The organism is Paracoccus sp. (in: a-proteobacteria) (assembly GCF_047973135.1).
GTDB lineage: Bacteria > Pseudomonadota > Alphaproteobacteria > Rhodobacterales > Rhodobacteraceae > Paracoccus.
The window spans coordinates 16,557-30,858 of sequence record NZ_JBKEBL010000034.1 but is presented as its reverse complement, the minus strand read 5'-3'; the positions used below and the strand labels follow the sequence as shown (position 1 = coordinate 30,858).

The following is a 14,302-nucleotide window of genomic DNA, read 5'->3' as shown; positions in this document are numbered from 1 at the left end:
GATAGCATCCCGACACATGCTGTAACGAGACTGGCCATGCCCCGCAACACTGCCCCCCGCAATACTGCCCTTGCCCTGCTTGCCCTGCCGTTGACCCTGGCCGCCTGCGCGACGCCGCTGGAACGCTGCATCAACCGGCAAACCCATGAATATCAGGTGGTCAGCCGCCTTCTGGCCGAAACCGAGGCCAGTCTGGCGCGGGGGTATCGCTGGCAAGAGAGGCTGGTCGAAAGCGACCGGCTGGTGCAATGCCGGGATTATGATCGCGACGACAAGGGGCGCGTCTATGTCCGCTATTACCCGTGCTGGGACGACTATGTCACGTCCGAGCGTTACCGCGAACCCATCGACCCCGAAGTCGAAACCCGCAAGCGCGACAATCTGATCACCCGCCGCGACGCCCTGGCCGCCAGCGCCGAAGCGTCGGTCAAGGCCTGCAAGGCCGCTTATCCCGAAACGGGAAGCTAAATCGCCAGCGCCGTCACCGGGTCGGCAAGGCCGCGACCGCCATCCACCGTCACGATCTCGCCGGTGATAAAGCGCGCGCCCTCGCTGGCCAGATAATGCACGGCCTCGGCCACCTCTTCGGGCGGGGCGATGCGGCCAAGCGGCGTGCCCGCGACGATCTGGCCGCGCAAAGCGCCATCCTCTTTCAGGGCTAGCTGCAATTCATGCGACATCACGCTGCTGAAGCGCACGCCATTAACCCTGATCCGGTGCGGTGCCAGTGCCAGTGCCAGTGCCCGCGTCGCCTGTTCCTGCGCGGCTGACGCAACGGAATAGCCCAGCAGCGACGGCACGGGCCGCAGCGCCGCCAGCGAGGACAAGTTGACGATGGCACCGGCCTGCACCGGATCGTCCTGTCCCTCGGCCTGCCGGATCATCCGCTTGGCGACCATCTGGGACAGGCGCAACACCGAGACAGTGTTCTGGCGCAGCATCTCGTCCAGAAGGCCGGGATCGGTATCCAGCGGGTCCGAGCTTTTCATCAGCCGGTGCGCATTCACCAGAATATCCACCCGCTCGAAGGAATCGACCGTGGCCGACAGCAGGTTCGCCATGGACAGCTTTTCGCAGATATCGCCGTGAAACAACCGCACCGGGCCGTTGACCGCGTCCAGATCGGACATCCGGTCCTCCAGCGCGCCATCATCGCAATCGACGCACATCACATTGGCGCCCTTGTCCAGAAAATGCCGGACGATGGCCTGCCCGATGCCATGCGCGGCACCGGTCACGATGGCGGTCCTGCCTTGAAGCGAAAATGTCATCTGCGTGCCTTCTGTCGCCTTGCCCCGCGCCCCGCGCCGCTGGCCTCGAATATCTTGTAGCGGGAATCGCCGCCGATTTCGACGACCTGTCCGAAATGTTCCCGCAGCGTGGTTTCATAGGGCAGGTGGCGGTTGGCGACCATCCACAGCCGCCCCGCCCCGGTCAGCAGCCGCGCGGCGGTGGCGATGAAACCGGCCCCCAGACGCGGATCGGCATCGCGCCCGTCGTGGAAAGGCGGGTTCATGATGACGCCGTTCACCGGCTCGGGCAGGCGAAAGTCCCGCGCATCGGCCCAGTAAAACCGGGCGCGCGGGTCGGAGATATTGTCGCGCGCCGATTGCAGCGCGGCGTGATTAGCCTCGACCAGATGCACGATCTCGACACCGGGACGGGTCAGCGCCTGCGCAGCCAGCCAGCCCCAGCCCGCGCCCGGATCAACCAGCCGCGCGGGCAACCGCTCGGGCAGATACCGCGCCAGCAGGGCCGAGCCGGGATCGATCCCGTCCGCCGAAAACACGCCGGGACGGGTGACGAAACCGGGCGCGACCGGGGTTGCGACAGCCGGCCAGTCCGCCGGCACCCAGTCACCCGCCGCCGGGATGACGCGAAAGATCTTGCCATGGGCCTTGGAATGAACCTCGTCCACCTGCGCAAGGCCGCGCAATTCCTTCAAAAGGGAATCGACGCCATCGTTTTTTTGCCCGTCGATCCACAGCGCCGCACCGGGCCGCAGCCGTGCAACGGCAGCGGCGATGCGGGCCCTTGCCTCGGATTTCGCGCGCGGCAGGATCACGATCACGGTGTCGAAATCGCCGTCCGTCACGGGCGCAACATTAAAACCGCGCGCAGACAGATTCGCGTAATCGGTGAAAAACCCTTGGGTGATTCGCGTCCTCGACGGATCGAGCGGCGACAAATCGTCGCCCCCCCGCGCCCCGATTACCAGCACATCACCTGCGGGATGGCCATCCGGAAAGGCCAGATTCAAGCGTGTTCCTGACACAGATTACTCTTTTTCCATGGTGCATTGCAGCGGATGCTGCTGACGGCGGGCCAGTTCCATGACCTGCGCGACCTTGGTTTCGGCCACCTCATGCGAAAAGACGCCCACCACCGCAACGCCCTTGCGATGCACGGTCAGCATGATCTCGATCGCCTGGGCATGGGTCATGCCAAACAGCCGTTCCAGCACATGCACGACAAATTCCATCGGCGTGAAATCATCATTTAGCATCAATACCTTGTACATGGGCGGCCGCTGCGATTTCGCGCGCGGCTTTACCGCCAGATCAGACTGGCCACCCGGTTTTTTCGTGTCGGTCATCCGGTGCGTCATTGTCGGTTGGCAGGCTTTCCCGCAAAGGTTTCTGGCAGCAAAGGAATGCCGGGACCGGCCCGGCGTCCCGCAAAATATAGTGGAATTGCGCAAGGATAAAAGCCCTTCGCAGGCACCCCGCGCAAGGCAGACCCTGCGGCAATGAGGGAAAATTAAAGAAAATGCATGGTTTCCTGCCGAATCCAGCCATGCTATTATCCCGACATTAACGATGGGCATGCAAATAAAGACATGTCCGCGCGAGGCAGAAGAGACCGAGACAGTGACCCATTTTCTTGTCGCCCGGCTATGGGCGCTGATCCTTTTGGCTATTTTGGCCCCCGCCGCCGTATTCGCAGCCCCGTTTGCAGCCTATGTCATCGACGCGCGAAGCGGTCAGCCGATATACAAGCAGAACGAGAACACGCGACTTCATCCCGCGTCCCTGACCAAGATGATGACGCTCTACATGGCCTTCACGGCGATCGAGCGAGGGCAGGTCAGGCTTGATTCGAAATTCCTGATCTCCAGTAATGCCGCAGCCGAGCCGCCGTCGCGGCTGGGGCTGCGCGCCGGGCAGCGGATCGAGTTGCGCTATCTCATCCGGGCCGCCGCGATCAAGTCGGCCAATGACGCCGCCACCGCCATTGGCGAGGGGCTGGCGGGATCCGAGGGTGCCTTTGCCCGGCAGATGACCCAGATGGCCCGCGCCATCGGCATGCAGAACAGCCAGTTCCGCAATGCCAACGGCCTGACGCAAGAAGGGCATTTTTCGACCGCGCGGGACATGACTATCCTGGGTCGGCGGCTGTTCTATGATTTCCCGCAATATTACAATATTTTCTCGCGGCGCAGCGCCGATGCCGGGATCGCCAAGGTGACATCGACCAACAAGCGTTTTCTGGATGCCTATCCCGGCGCGGACGGAATCAAGACCGGCTATACCCGCGCCGCCGGGTTCAACCTGACGGCATCGGCCCAACGCGGCAAGAAGCGGCTGGTGGCCACGGTCTTTGGCGGCACCTCGACGGCGCAGCGCAATCAGGTGATGGCGCAATTGCTGGATGCCGGGTTCAACCGCGTTCCAAGCCGTGTACGCGAGGTCAAACCCGAGCCGCCGCAGATGCTGGCCCAAAAAGTCGTGCGGCGCGCCAAGGTCGAACCCAAGCAGATCGCGATGAAGCCCCAGCCACAACGCCTTACCCTGTCATCGTCCCAGCCTCCGCAACGCAGCGCCGCCGCCGTTGCCGCCCCGGTCGCCATCGCCGAGGCTGTACGTCAGGCCACCCCGGCAGCAGGCGGGTTGACCCTGGCGTCAAGCGCCCCTCCTCGGGCGCGCCCATCCCGTCAGGCAAGCGCCGTGGATGAGGCCGTCGGCAGCGCGATCGCGGCGGCTGTGGCTTCGGACACGGCGGCTTCGGCCAGTCTGGCGGCAACCTCTGTGCTGAGCGCGTCGTCCCGCCCGGTCCGCGCCCCGCATTCACGCAATGCCAGCACGGCTGCGGTGGCCCCTGCCCCTGCCCCTGCCCCTGCGGCGGCATCCGGCACCCCCGGATCGCTGTCACTGCTGCAATCGCCCGCGCCCAAGCCGCGTTCGGAAACGGTGATCCTTGCCGCCATGGGCGAAGGCGACATTTCCGAACCCGCCGCGCTGGAAATTGTGTCTCGCCCCGCAAATAGCGGGCGTAGCTGGGGTGTCACGCTTGGCCGCTATAAATCGCGGGCCGAAGCGGAAAAGCTGCTGCTGAGTACGGCTCTGCAGGGCGGCGACGCGCTGTCGGGTGCCACCCGGCAGGTCCGCGACACGAAGCGCGGCTTTACCGCCGATTTCGTCAGCCTCAATAAATCCGATGCACAGCTAGCCTGCGAAAGGCTGCGCACCCGGCAGCAGGAATGTTCGGTCGTCGGACCTTGAATTTGGCGGGCATGCCGCGCAACCCTTGCGGCATGCCCTGGCCCTCCTCTGGCCGGGGTGATGCAAAACGGTTATGGTGATACGTTTTTTCAGCTACCCGATGCATCGGTGGCTCTGACATGATCGATCCCCGGAACGAGGTGGATCATGACGGTCAGGAATATTCTTTTCATTATGTGCGACCAGCTTCGCCAGGACTATCTGTCCTGCTATGGGCACCCGCATCTGCACACTCCGAATATCGACCGGCTGGCCGCGCACGGGCTGCGTTTCGACCGGGCCTATGTGCAGTCGCCAGTCTGCGGCCCCAGCCGGATGAGCGCCTATACCGGCCGTTATGTCCACGCCCATGGCGCAAGCTGGAACTTTGTGCCGCTGAAGGCTGGCGAAATGACCGTCGGCGATCATCTGCGGCCCCTGGGTGTGCGGTCGGTTCTGATTGGCAAGACGCATATGCGCGCCGACACGGCGGGGATGTGCCGGCTGGGCATCGATCCCGACAGCCGGATCGGCGTGCGGATTTCCGAATGCGGCTTTGACCCGTTCGAACGGGACGACGGCATTCATCCCTGGTCGGGCCATGACCCGAACCCGCCCTATAACGCGCATCTGCGCCAGCGCGGCCTTTCCGGCGACAACCCGTGGGAGGAATGGGCCAATTCTGCCGAGGACCGGGACGGCGCGTTGTTGTCGGGCTGGTTTCTGGACAATGCCAACCGTCCTGCCCGCGTGCCGGATGCCGAATCCGAGACGCCCTATATCACCAGCCGCGCCATCGATTTCATCGATCAGGCGGGCGACCAGCCCTGGGTCGCTCATGTCAGCTATATCAAGCCGCACTGGCCCTATATCGTCCCCGAACCCTATGCCAGCATGTACGGGCCGGAACATGTCCTGCCCGTCCGGCGCGACCTGCGGGAACGGGACGACCCGCATCCGGTCTTTGGCGCGATGCAGGCACATCGGGTGTCGCGGAACTTTGCGCTGGACGAGGTGCGCGAACGGGTGATCCCTGCCTATATGGGGCTGATCAGGCAGATCGACGACCAGATGGGGCGGCTGTTCGCACATCTTGAGGCAACGGGCATCGCTGACCGGACGATGATCGTCTTTACATCGGATCACGGCGATTATCTGGGCGATCACTGGATGGGAGACAAGGATCTGTTCCACGAACAGGCGATCCGGGTGCCGCTGATCATCCATGACCCCGATCCGCGCGCCGATGCGACGCGGGGTATGGTGAATGACGACCTGGTCGAGATGATCGACCTTGCCCCCACCTTTCTTGATGTTTACGGTGGTGCCCCGGTGCCGCATATCCTTGACGGCCAGTCGCTGCGCCCCGCGCTGTTCGGCCAGCCCGACCGTCCCCGCCGCCGCCATGTCATTTCGGAATACGACTATTCCTTTCAGGACGCGCGGATCACCCTGGGCACCCCGGCGCGCGAAAGCTGGCTGCGGATGATCTTTGACGGACGCTGGAAATATGTTCTGGCCGAGGGCTGCCGCCCGATGTTGTTCGATCTGGAAACGGACCCCGACGAATATCACGATCTTGGCGGCGATCCGGACCACGAGGCGATCAGGGCGCGGCTGCACGAGGCGCTGTTTCAATGGGCGCGTCAGCCCCGGCAGCGGACCACCATTGCCGACGGTGCCATCGAATCGACATTCGTGCAGGAAAAGATCGCCGAGGGCGGTATCCTGATCGGCTATCGCGACCGGGCAGAGCTGGAAAAGGCCATCCGCGAGGAATGGCACCCGCGCTTTGCCGCCGCCAATCCGGTCGTCGGGCCGACGCTGAACCGGCTGCTGGGCCGGACCCCGGCCACACAGCGCAAGGAGACCAACGAATGACCTTTTCCGCTGCGATCCTGAAAAAGGGCGAAGGCATCGACGATGTGCACTGGAACATCCTCGGTCAGGTCTATACGCCCAAGCAGATCACCAAAGAGTGCTTTTGCTGGCACGCCATCTTTCCGGTCGAAACCTTCGTTCCGCCGCATATTCACCCGACTCAGGATGAATATATTCTGCTGCTGGACGGCGCGCTGGATCTGGTACTGGGCGACCGGACGATGCAGGCTGCGACAGGCGATCTGGTCTGCATGCCGCGCGGGGTGCCGCATGGAATCTTCAACAACAGCGGTCGCGATGTGCGGTGCTTTTTCTGGGTGACGCCGACCGGCAAGCTGGTCGATCTGTTCCGCCGGATCCACAACATGTCGCGCCCCGATCAGATCGCTGCCGTGTCGCCGGAATACGAGGTCGAGTTTCTGCCGCCCGTCCGCGCGGCAGATCAGCTTGGCTGACCCCCTATAAAAATCAACAGGGAAAAATCATGAAAACCATTGCCGCGCTAACCCTTACCCTTGGTCTCGGCCTGCCTGCCTCCGGTCAGGCCGCCGAGACCATCCTGTTCAACTGTTTCTTTCCGCCGCGCCACTACGTCTGTTCCGATTTCCTTCCGGAAATGGCGCGCCGCATCGACGAGGCGACCGAGGGCCGCGTCAGGATGCGTATCCCGCCAAAGTCGCTGGCCGCGCCGCCCGAACAGTATCAGGGCGTGGTCAATGGCGTGATGGATGGTGCGGTGCAGTTCAACGGCTTTCTGGCTGCCGACATTCCGGCGGTCGCGATGGGGCTGCTGCCCTTCGTCGGCCATAAGGAATCGCTGCCCGCCGGGGTCGCATTGTGGGAAACCCATCGACAGCATTTCGGCGACCAGCCCTTTGGCGAGGCGATCTTGCTGAGCACGTTCGCGTTCAACGGGGCCGACATTTTTTCGGTCAACGCGACGCCAATCACCACGCCCGAAGACCTGTCCAGCCGCAAGATCTGGGCGGTGCCGGGCGGGCCCGCCGACATCATGGCGGCTGCGGGCGCCTCGGTCGTGTCCGGCCCCGCCGTGCAGATGCTGGAACTGGTATCGAAGGGCGTGGTCGATGGCTATGTCGGCCAGCCACTGACCGAGGTGACGCAGTACAAGCTGACCGATTACACCAAATCGGTAACGCTGTTCGACGACAAAATCCTGCAACCCGGCTTTTCCTTCTATGTCGGCAAGCAAAAATGGGACCGCATCGCGCCCGTGGATCAGGCCGCAATCCAGCAGGCCCTTGGGCTTGATTTCGTGCGCTACATGGGCCGCTATCAGGACGAGGTCTTTGAAAAATCCCGGCAAGAGCTGGCAGATGCCGGGGTCGTCTTTGTGGACGGCCCGCCCGAATTGCTGGCAAAGCTGAAGGGATACGGCGCCCTGAGTGTCGAGAACTGGGTCGCTGCGATGGCGGAACAGGGGGTGGATGGCCGCGCCGCCCTGGCAGATTTCGAGGCGCATTATCAGAAGGCGCGCGCCGAAGGGGGCCGGTGATGACCGCGCGCGGGCTGGCGCGCGGGCTGGCGCGGCTGATCGACCTGGCGGCGGGGACGGCCATGCTGGCGATGATCCTGCTGACCTTTGTCGATGTCGTCGGGCGCTATGGTTTTCACAAATCGGTCTTTGGTGCCTCCGAGATGATCGAGTGGCTGATGGTCCTTGTGGTCTTTGGCGGGCTGGCGCGGGTCACGGCGGCGGGCACGCATATCCGCATGTCGATGTTTGACAGATTCACGGGCCGGGCCGGGCCGGCCACTGCCGCATGGTTTTCGCTGCTGGCCAGCGCGCTGCTGGCAGTGGCGCTGTGGGTGCTGGCGGCGGACGCCTGGGTCAGCGGGCGCGGGACCGCCGTTCTGGGCCTGCCGGTCTGGATCTATACGGGTGGCGCGCTGGTCCTGACGCTGATCGGGCTTTTGCTGCTGATCGTGACGATGACCACCCCCGAACCCCCGGAGACAAATCCATGAGCGCTGCGCTGGCGGGCTTTGCCCTTGTGCTGATCCTCTGTTTCGCGGGCCTGCCGCTTGGCTTTGTCACGCTGGTCGTCGGCTTTGCCGGTTTCGCGTGGCTGCGCGACTGGAACTGGACCGGCGCGATCACCATGACAGGCCAGCAGACCATGGAAACGGCGGCGAATTACGGGCTGTCCGTGGTGCCCCTGTTCATCCTGATGGGCATTTTCATCCATCGCTCGAACGTGTCGGATGATCTGTTCCGCGCCGCCTATTCGGTCGTGGGCCACCGTCGCGGCGGGTTGGCGCAGGCGGCGGTTCTGGCCTCGGCGGCGTTTTCGGCGGTCTGCGGATCGTCGCTGGCCACCGCCGCGACGATGACCAGGGTGGCGATGCCGCAGATGCGGCGCTATGGCTATGATGACGGGCTGGCGGCGGGGGTGGTCGCGGCGGGCGGCACGCTTGGCATCATGATCCCGCCCTCGGTGCCGTTGGTCGTCTATGGTCTGGTCGCCGAACAGGATATCGGCAAGCTGTTCATCGCAGGGATGGTTCCCGGCCTCTTGCTGGTCGGGCTGTTCCTGCTGGCGGTGCGGATCGCGGTGGCGCTGCACCCCGGAATCGGTCCGGCGGGCGAAAAAATGCCCCGATCCGAACGGCGCGGCGCGATCCTGCGGGTCTGGCCGATGCTGGCGCTGTTCGCGCTGGTGCTGGGCGGCATCTATTTCGGCGTCTTTACCCCGACCGAGGCCGCCGGCGTCGGAGCCTTTGGTGCGGGCCTGTTCGCCATCGCCAGCGGTCGGCTGCGCAGTCTTTCGGCGCTGTTCGACATGCTGGTCGAGGCGACGCTGACCACCGCCTCACTGTTCGCCGTCATGATCGGCACCATCGCTTTCGCCAATTTCATCAACCTGACCGGCATGCCCTATGACCTGCTGGACATGGTCGAGGCGATGAACCTCGGTCCGGTCGGCGTGGTTCTGGCGATCTGTGCGATCTGCATTCTTCTTGGCATGGTGTTCGAGACCATCGGCCTGCTGCTGCTGATCGTGCCGATCTTTCTGCCGACTCTGGCCGCGATGGATGTCGATCTGATCTGGTTCGGCATCATCATGGTCGTGGTGATCGAGATGGGCCTGATCACGCCACCCATCGGGATGAACGTATTCACCGTGCGCTCGGTGATGCCTGAATTGCGGCTGGCGACCATTTTTCGCGGCGTGGTGCCCTTTGTGCTGGCCGACGGAGTCGCGCTGGTGCTGATCATCCTCGTTCCGGCGATTGCCGTGGGGCTGATCGGCTTCATGTAGGGTTGCCGCGCCGCATACCGGCGGCGCGGCAACTGACCGTCATTCAAAGGCCGAGGCGGGATAGAATTGGATGTTCTGCCATTTGCCGTCCCGGGCCTCCTGGATCGAATAGGAGCCGGCGGGCGTGCCGCTGTCGTCAAATGCCAGAGGACCGGATGCGCCCTCAAGGTCGATATCGGACCCCGCCGCGATGGCGGTCTTGCCATCGGCAAAGCTGCCAACCTTTTCGCCGCCATCGGCAATGCCCCGGATGACGGCGTTGATGCCCTCGCCCGTGCAGCTTTCGGCGGCCTCAAGCGACAGGCCGACCAGATTGGCCATGTCGAAGGAATTGGCGGCAAACGGCCCCGGCTCGGCACCCGTTTCCGCCTTGTACAATTCCTCGAAGGTCTGAAACTCTGGCAGCGAACTGTCGGCATCGGCAAATTCGACGAAGGCGCGGCCCTCGATATATTGCGCGCCGACCGCGTCGAACACCTCGGGAACGGCAAGATCGGCGGTGAACAGCCATTCGCCCTGAAACCCGCCCGAGATCGCCTCTTTCGCGACGGTGATGCCCGATTGCTGCCCGCCCGCCAGATAGATCGCGTCGGGTTCATGCGCCAGAACCGAGACCAGTTCCGCCTGATAGGAGGGCTGGCCGGGATTGTAGACGATGTAATCGGTCAGTTCGATCCCGGATTCCTCAAGCTTCTGGCGGGCGACCTGCGCGGGGGAAATCGTCGATTCCTCGTTCTGGACCAGAAAGGCCACCCGTTTGTAGCCGCGTTCCGTCAGCCACAGCCCCGAGGCCGCACCGTCGCCAAGGTCGGACGAAACGGTGCGATAGACGTAATCGCCACCCAGCTTGTTCAGCGTGATCGTCCCGGCATAGGGCGACATCAGCACGGTTTTCGTGCGCCTGGCCAGATCGACCAGCGCGACCATCTCGCCCGAAGTCGGGCCAAGGATGGCCACCGCGCCCTCGCTTTCGATCATCTTGGTCGCCTCGCGGATCGCGGTTTCGGGGCTGCCGCCGGTATCGGCCACGACAAAGCGCAGGTTTCCGCATTTCGTACCGCCCGCCGCGTTGATCTGACTGACGCCCAGTTCGACGGAACCGGCGACGATCTTGCCGAATTCGCCCAGTTCTCCGGTCAGCGGCACCAGAACGCCGACGGTGACATCCTGCGCCATCGCCGCCGGGGTGCCAAGCAGGATGGCAAGGATCGTGGATTTCAAAAGCTGCGTCCTGACTGCGAAGGTTGTTGTCATCACATTTCTCCCTGTTGTGGATTTATCGGCCGGATCACGCGTGGCTTTGCAAAAGCACCTCTTCCAGACGGCCCGGTCGCAGCAGGTCGGATGCCTTGACCGATTGCGCATTGCGCCCCGCGTCGATCACATGGGCCATGCCCGACACGGCCAGAATTTTCTCGGGATCCTGCTCGACGACCCAGATCACGCCCATCCCGTCCGCCGCCAGTTCGCGCACCCAAGCGACGATGCGATCAACAAAGATCGGCGCAAGCCCGGCGGTCGGCTCGTCCAGGATCAGCACCTGCGGACCGGCGACCAGCGCCATGGCGATGGCCAGCGTCTGCCTTTCCCCCCCCGACAGGGTCGAGGCGACCTGATCGGCGCGTTCGTCCAGAATGGGAAAGCGGTCAAAGACCTCGGCCACACGTGCATCCGCGCCGTCAAAGGCCACGGATGAGGCGCGCAGATTGTCGCGCACGCTAAGATCCGCAAAGACATTCCGTTCCTGCGGCACATAACCCAATCCCTGACGGCAGACCTGCAACGGCCCCTGATTGGCGATCGCTCGCCCCCCCAGCGTGATGTCGCCCGACATCACGGGCAGATGCCCCGCGATGGTTTTCATCAGCGTGCTTTTGCCCGCCCCGTTGGGGCCAAGCACGGCGGTGATCTGGGCCGGTGGAACCGACATGTCCAGCCCGTGCAGGATCTGGACCTTGCCGTAACCGGATTTCAGGGCCGTGATTTCAAGCTGCATGTTCTGCCCCCAGATAGGCGGCAATGACGCCGGGATCGGATTTGATCGCCCCCGGCGCGCCCCGTGCCAAAAGCTGACCACCTTGCAGAACCACGACGGAATCGGCAATGGACAGCAGGAAATGCAGGTTATGTTCGACCACGATCAGGGTGCGCCCCTCGGCATGCAGATCGACAAGGATCTGGCTCAGCTTGTCTTGCAGACCGGGATCGACCCCTGCGGTCGGTTCGTCCAGCAGCAGGATCTTCGGGTCACGGACAAGCTGGCGGGCAACCTCCAGCATGCGCAATTCGCCCCCCGACAGATTGCCGACAAGATCGCGCGCCCGGTCGGCCAGCCCAACCCGCGCCAGTACCTCTTTCGCCTTGTCTTTGGACAAGGCTTCGGTCGGATGCCAGCCGCCGAAAATCGCCGCACGGATGCTTTCGCCGGGGCTGTGCGCGCCGACGGTCACGTTCTCCAGCACCGAAAGCGAGGCAAAGGCGCGCGGCGTCTGGAAGGTGCGTCCAAGCCCCAGTTCGGTGATCCGCCAGCTTTCCAGCGCGGACAGATCCTGCCCGTCAAGCCGGACAGCACCGGTATCGGGCTTCAGCACACCCGAGATCAGGTTGAACGTGGTCGATTTGCCCGCGCCGTTCGGCCCGATCAGCCCCATCAGCGACCCGCGCCGGACATCAAAGCTTAGCCCGGCATCGCCACCCACGGCCTTGAGCCCGCCGAAACGCTTGGTGATGCGATCAACGACAAGGATATTGTCAGTCATACCTTTGCCCTCCGGTTGGCCCATGCCGCGAACGGTTGCAACCGCAGGACGAGAACGAACAGAATACCGGTCACGATGTCCTCGGCCGCCGCTGCGATTTCCGCCGCGCGGACCGTTCCAAAGGGCCAGGCCCGGATCAGTTCCTGAAACCCGACCAGCGCCATGGTCCCAAGGATCGCCCCAAGGATCGTACGTTCGCCACCAAGGACCAGCGCGATCCAGACAAAGAACGTCACCTCGGCCATGAAAAGCTGCGGGCTGACCAGCGTGGTGATCATCGCATACAGCGCGCCGGCAAAGCCGATGGGCAGGGCCGACAGCACAAAGACCTGAAAGCGCATGCGCCGGATGTCCTTACCCACCGCCTCGGCTGCCATTTCATCGTCGCGGATCGCGTCCATCGCGCGGCCATAGGGCGATTGCAGGATGCGGTTGATGAACAGCGCCGTCGCGATCAGCAATGCCAGTGCGGCGATGGCGAACACGGTGTTGTCGGACAGCCCGGCGATAGCGGCGTCGGGACGTTCGACATTCGACAGCCCCACCGTGCCATTGCCGATCCGCCGTTCATTGACCAACAGCGAATTAAGCATCTCGGCAAAGGCAAAGGTCGTCAGGGCCAGATATTCGCCCCGCAGCCGCAGCGTCGGCCACCCGGTCAGAACGGCAAAGGCGACCGAAGCGGCCCCGCCCGCAATGACGCCCATCCACCACGGCAAGCCAAAGCCGAACAAGTACTGGTCCAGCCCCTCGGGCGGGGCCTGCGTGCAGATCGCATAGGCATAGGCTCCGGCCGCGAAATAGGCGACCGTGCCGAAATTGATCATCCCGCCGCGTGCATATTGAAAATACAGCGACAGTGTCAGCACGCCATAGATGCTGCCAAAGATGATCACGGCCTGAAGCAGATGCGCGATGTTCATGACGATTTCCTTCCCGACAGGCCCTCGGGCCGGATCAGCAGCGCAAGGACGACCACCGCAAAGGCGATCAGCGGGCGATAACCGGCGGGGATCACAAAGACCGACACATCCATCGCCAGCCCGACGATCAGCCCCGCCGCGATCACGCTGTACAGCGAACCAAGGCCCGCAAGGATGGCGACCGCAAGGATTTGCAGGATCTGCTGAAAGGCGATGTCGGTGGACAGCGTCGCGATCAGCGCCAGCATCGACCCGGCAAGCCCCGCCAGCCCCGAGGCCAGCAGCCATGTCGCCCGCGACGTCCTGTGCACGTCCAGCCCGCGCGAGGCCGCCAGCTCGGGGTTGGCGGACATGGCGCGGATGGCAAGCCCGGTGCGGGTGCGGGTCATGAAAAGGGCCAGCGCGATCCCGGTCAGCGCGGCAAGCGCGACGACGATCATCTGGTAATCGGTGATCCTGAGGCCAAAGAACCGATAGGTCGTGGCCAACGGCATATCAAGCGTGCGGATACCGGTGCCAATCAGCAGATGCAGCACGCCCGCAATGACATAGGACACACCGACCGAGGTGATCAGCAGAACCGCAGGCCCGTGCCGCCGGATCGGATCATAGACCACGCGCCCGATGAACAGCCCGACAAAGGCCGTCAGGACGGTTGCTGCAAGCGCGGCCAGAACAAAGGGCCACCCGGCCAGCGCATTCAACCCCCAGGCGATGAATGCACCGACGCCCAGCAGCTCGGCATGCGCGATGTTCAGAAATCCTTCGACCTGTCGTGTCAGAGAAAAGCCGATGGTCGCAAGTATCAGAAAGCAACCCGTAACCACGCCGGTCAATGCGTATTGAGCCAGTAACATAGCTGATAGCCCCCTTGCCGAGGTTGTCATTTTTCGGCCGGAACCATGCCCCGCCGCCCTGTTGACGAGGGTTTAAAGAACCCTATTTAAGAAGTATGCCCCTCTTTTGTGAAAACG

15 protein-coding genes are annotated in these 14,302 nt (G+C 63.6%); 7 read left to right on the top strand and 8 right to left on the bottom strand.

The genetic code is table 11. From position 1 onward, the window contains the following. Positions 1–36: 36 nt before the first annotated feature. Positions 37–468 (top strand): hypothetical protein, encoded by a 432-nt coding sequence (locus ACK5L9_RS03220; protein ID WP_416910008.1) that lies wholly within the window; start codon positions 37–39, stop codon positions 466–468. On the opposite strand, the gene ACK5L9_RS03215 is transcribed toward ACK5L9_RS03220, so the two are convergent. The 3 genes from ACK5L9_RS03215 to clpS are packed head-to-tail and all read right to left on the bottom strand — an operon-like array spanning position 465 to position 2,596. Continuing rightward, positions 465–1,271: an SDR family NAD(P)-dependent oxidoreductase gene (locus tag ACK5L9_RS03215; protein ID WP_416910007.1), complete on the bottom strand. Its 807-nt coding sequence runs from the start codon at positions 1,269–1,271 to the stop codon at positions 465–467. The genes ACK5L9_RS03220 and ACK5L9_RS03215 overlap by 4 nt on opposite strands. Then, positions 1,268–2,275 carry a methyltransferase gene (locus ACK5L9_RS03210; protein ID WP_416910006.1) on the bottom strand — a complete coding sequence of 336 codons (1,008 nt, stop codon included), beginning with the start codon at positions 2,273–2,275 and terminating at the stop codon, positions 1,268–1,270. Before ACK5L9_RS03210 ends, ACK5L9_RS03215 begins: the two co-directional genes overlap by 4 nt. Before the next feature lie 3 nt (positions 2,276–2,278). Beyond that, positions 2,279–2,596: an ATP-dependent Clp protease adapter ClpS gene (gene clpS, locus ACK5L9_RS03205; protein ID WP_416910005.1), complete on the bottom strand. Its 318-nt coding sequence runs from the start codon at positions 2,594–2,596 to the stop codon at positions 2,279–2,281. Positions 2,597–2,870: 274 nt separating this feature from the next. On the opposite strand from clpS, the gene ACK5L9_RS03200 reads away from it, so the two are divergent. From ACK5L9_RS03200 to ACK5L9_RS03175, 6 genes are all read left to right on the top strand, one after another. Further along, complete coding sequence (locus tag ACK5L9_RS03200) at positions 2,871–4,502, top strand: D-alanyl-D-alanine carboxypeptidase family protein (RefSeq protein WP_416910004.1); 1,632 nt, start codon at positions 2,871–2,873, stop codon at positions 4,500–4,502. A 147-nt stretch (positions 4,503–4,649) separates the two neighbouring features. After that, a complete protein-coding gene (locus ACK5L9_RS03195; protein ID WP_416910003.1) occupies positions 4,650–6,362 on the top strand; it encodes a sulfatase-like hydrolase/transferase in 1,713 nt (570 codons plus the stop codon). Next, positions 6,359–6,817: a cupin domain-containing protein gene (locus tag ACK5L9_RS03190; RefSeq protein WP_416910002.1), complete on the top strand. Its 459-nt coding sequence runs from the start codon at positions 6,359–6,361 to the stop codon at positions 6,815–6,817. The genes ACK5L9_RS03195 and ACK5L9_RS03190 overlap by 4 nt, the downstream gene beginning before the upstream one ends. Positions 6,818–6,846: 29 nt before the next feature. Beyond that, on the top strand, positions 6,847–7,878 hold the full coding sequence (gene dctP, locus ACK5L9_RS03185) for a TRAP transporter substrate-binding protein DctP (RefSeq protein ID WP_416910001.1): 1,032 nt from the start codon (positions 6,847–6,849) through the stop codon (positions 7,876–7,878). Next, entirely contained in the window at positions 7,878–8,351 is a 474-nt protein-coding gene (locus ACK5L9_RS03180) for a TRAP transporter small permease (protein WP_416910000.1), read from the top strand. Before dctP ends, ACK5L9_RS03180 begins: the two co-directional genes overlap by 1 nt. Continuing rightward, positions 8,348–9,646 (top strand): TRAP transporter large permease, encoded by a 1,299-nt coding sequence (locus ACK5L9_RS03175; protein ID WP_416909999.1) that lies wholly within the window; start codon positions 8,348–8,350, stop codon positions 9,644–9,646. Before ACK5L9_RS03180 ends, ACK5L9_RS03175 begins: the two co-directional genes overlap by 4 nt. 39 nt (positions 9,647–9,685) lie before the next feature. Here the strand turns inward: ACK5L9_RS03175 and ACK5L9_RS03170 are convergent, their stop codons facing one another. Genes ACK5L9_RS03170 through ACK5L9_RS03150 form a run of 5 tightly spaced genes read right to left on the bottom strand, consistent with a single transcriptional unit; the run spans position 9,686 to position 14,185 of the window. Then, positions 9,686–10,900 (bottom strand): ABC transporter substrate-binding protein, encoded by a 1,215-nt coding sequence (locus ACK5L9_RS03170; RefSeq protein WP_416909998.1) that lies wholly within the window; start codon positions 10,898–10,900, stop codon positions 9,686–9,688. Between the two features lie 34 nt (positions 10,901–10,934). Beyond that, positions 10,935–11,642, bottom strand: a complete 708-nt coding sequence (locus ACK5L9_RS03165) for an ABC transporter ATP-binding protein (protein WP_416909997.1) — start codon at positions 11,640–11,642, stop codon at positions 10,935–10,937. Continuing rightward, the gene (locus ACK5L9_RS03160; protein WP_416909996.1) at positions 11,632–12,405 is read right to left on the bottom strand and encodes an ABC transporter ATP-binding protein; all 774 of its coding nucleotides are present in this window, start codon (positions 12,403–12,405) and stop codon (positions 11,632–11,634) included. Before ACK5L9_RS03160 ends, ACK5L9_RS03165 begins: the two co-directional genes overlap by 11 nt. Next, positions 12,402–13,328, bottom strand: a complete 927-nt coding sequence (locus ACK5L9_RS03155; protein ID WP_416909995.1) for a branched-chain amino acid ABC transporter permease — start codon at positions 13,326–13,328, stop codon at positions 12,402–12,404. The genes ACK5L9_RS03160 and ACK5L9_RS03155 overlap by 4 nt, the downstream gene beginning before the upstream one ends. Next, entirely contained in the window at positions 13,325–14,185 is an 861-nt protein-coding gene (locus ACK5L9_RS03150) for a branched-chain amino acid ABC transporter permease (RefSeq protein ID WP_416909994.1), read from the bottom strand. The genes ACK5L9_RS03155 and ACK5L9_RS03150 overlap by 4 nt, the downstream gene beginning before the upstream one ends. Positions 14,186–14,302: the final 117 nt, after the last annotated feature.

Excerpts from the sequence above, each read along its gene's own strand:
- ACK5L9_RS03190 (WP_416910002.1), top strand. The coding sequence starts at position 6,359 with ATGACCTTTTCCGCTGCGATCCTGAAAAAGGGCGAAGGCATCGACGAT.
- ACK5L9_RS03220 (WP_416910008.1), top strand. The coding sequence starts at position 37 with ATGCCCCGCAACACTGCCCCCCGCAATACTGCCCTTGCCCTGCTTGCC.
- ACK5L9_RS03195 (WP_416910003.1), top strand. The coding sequence starts at position 4,650 with ATGACGGTCAGGAATATTCTTTTCATTATGTGCGACCAGCTTCGCCAG.
- dctP (WP_416910001.1), top strand. The coding sequence starts at position 6,847 with ATGAAAACCATTGCCGCGCTAACCCTTACCCTTGGTCTCGGCCTGCCT.
- clpS (WP_416910005.1), bottom strand. The coding sequence starts at position 2,596 with ATGACCGACACGAAAAAACCGGGTGGCCAGTCTGATCTGGCGGTAAAG.
- ACK5L9_RS03170 (WP_416909998.1), bottom strand. The coding sequence starts at position 10,900 with ATGACAACAACCTTCGCAGTCAGGACGCAGCTTTTGAAATCCACGATC.
- ACK5L9_RS03150 (WP_416909994.1), bottom strand. The coding sequence starts at position 14,185 with ATGTTACTGGCTCAATACGCATTGACCGGCGTGGTTACGGGTTGCTTT.
- ACK5L9_RS03155 (WP_416909995.1), bottom strand. The coding sequence starts at position 13,328 with ATGAACATCGCGCATCTGCTTCAGGCCGTGATCATCTTTGGCAGCATC.
- ACK5L9_RS03215 (WP_416910007.1), bottom strand. The coding sequence starts at position 1,271 with ATGACATTTTCGCTTCAAGGCAGGACCGCCATCGTGACCGGTGCCGCG.
- ACK5L9_RS03165 (WP_416909997.1), bottom strand. The coding sequence starts at position 11,642 with ATGCAGCTTGAAATCACGGCCCTGAAATCCGGTTACGGCAAGGTCCAG.
- ACK5L9_RS03180 (WP_416910000.1), top strand. The coding sequence starts at position 7,878 with ATGACCGCGCGCGGGCTGGCGCGCGGGCTGGCGCGGCTGATCGACCTG.
- ACK5L9_RS03175 (WP_416909999.1), top strand. The coding sequence starts at position 8,348 with ATGAGCGCTGCGCTGGCGGGCTTTGCCCTTGTGCTGATCCTCTGTTTC.
- ACK5L9_RS03160 (WP_416909996.1), bottom strand. The coding sequence starts at position 12,405 with ATGACTGACAATATCCTTGTCGTTGATCGCATCACCAAGCGTTTCGGC.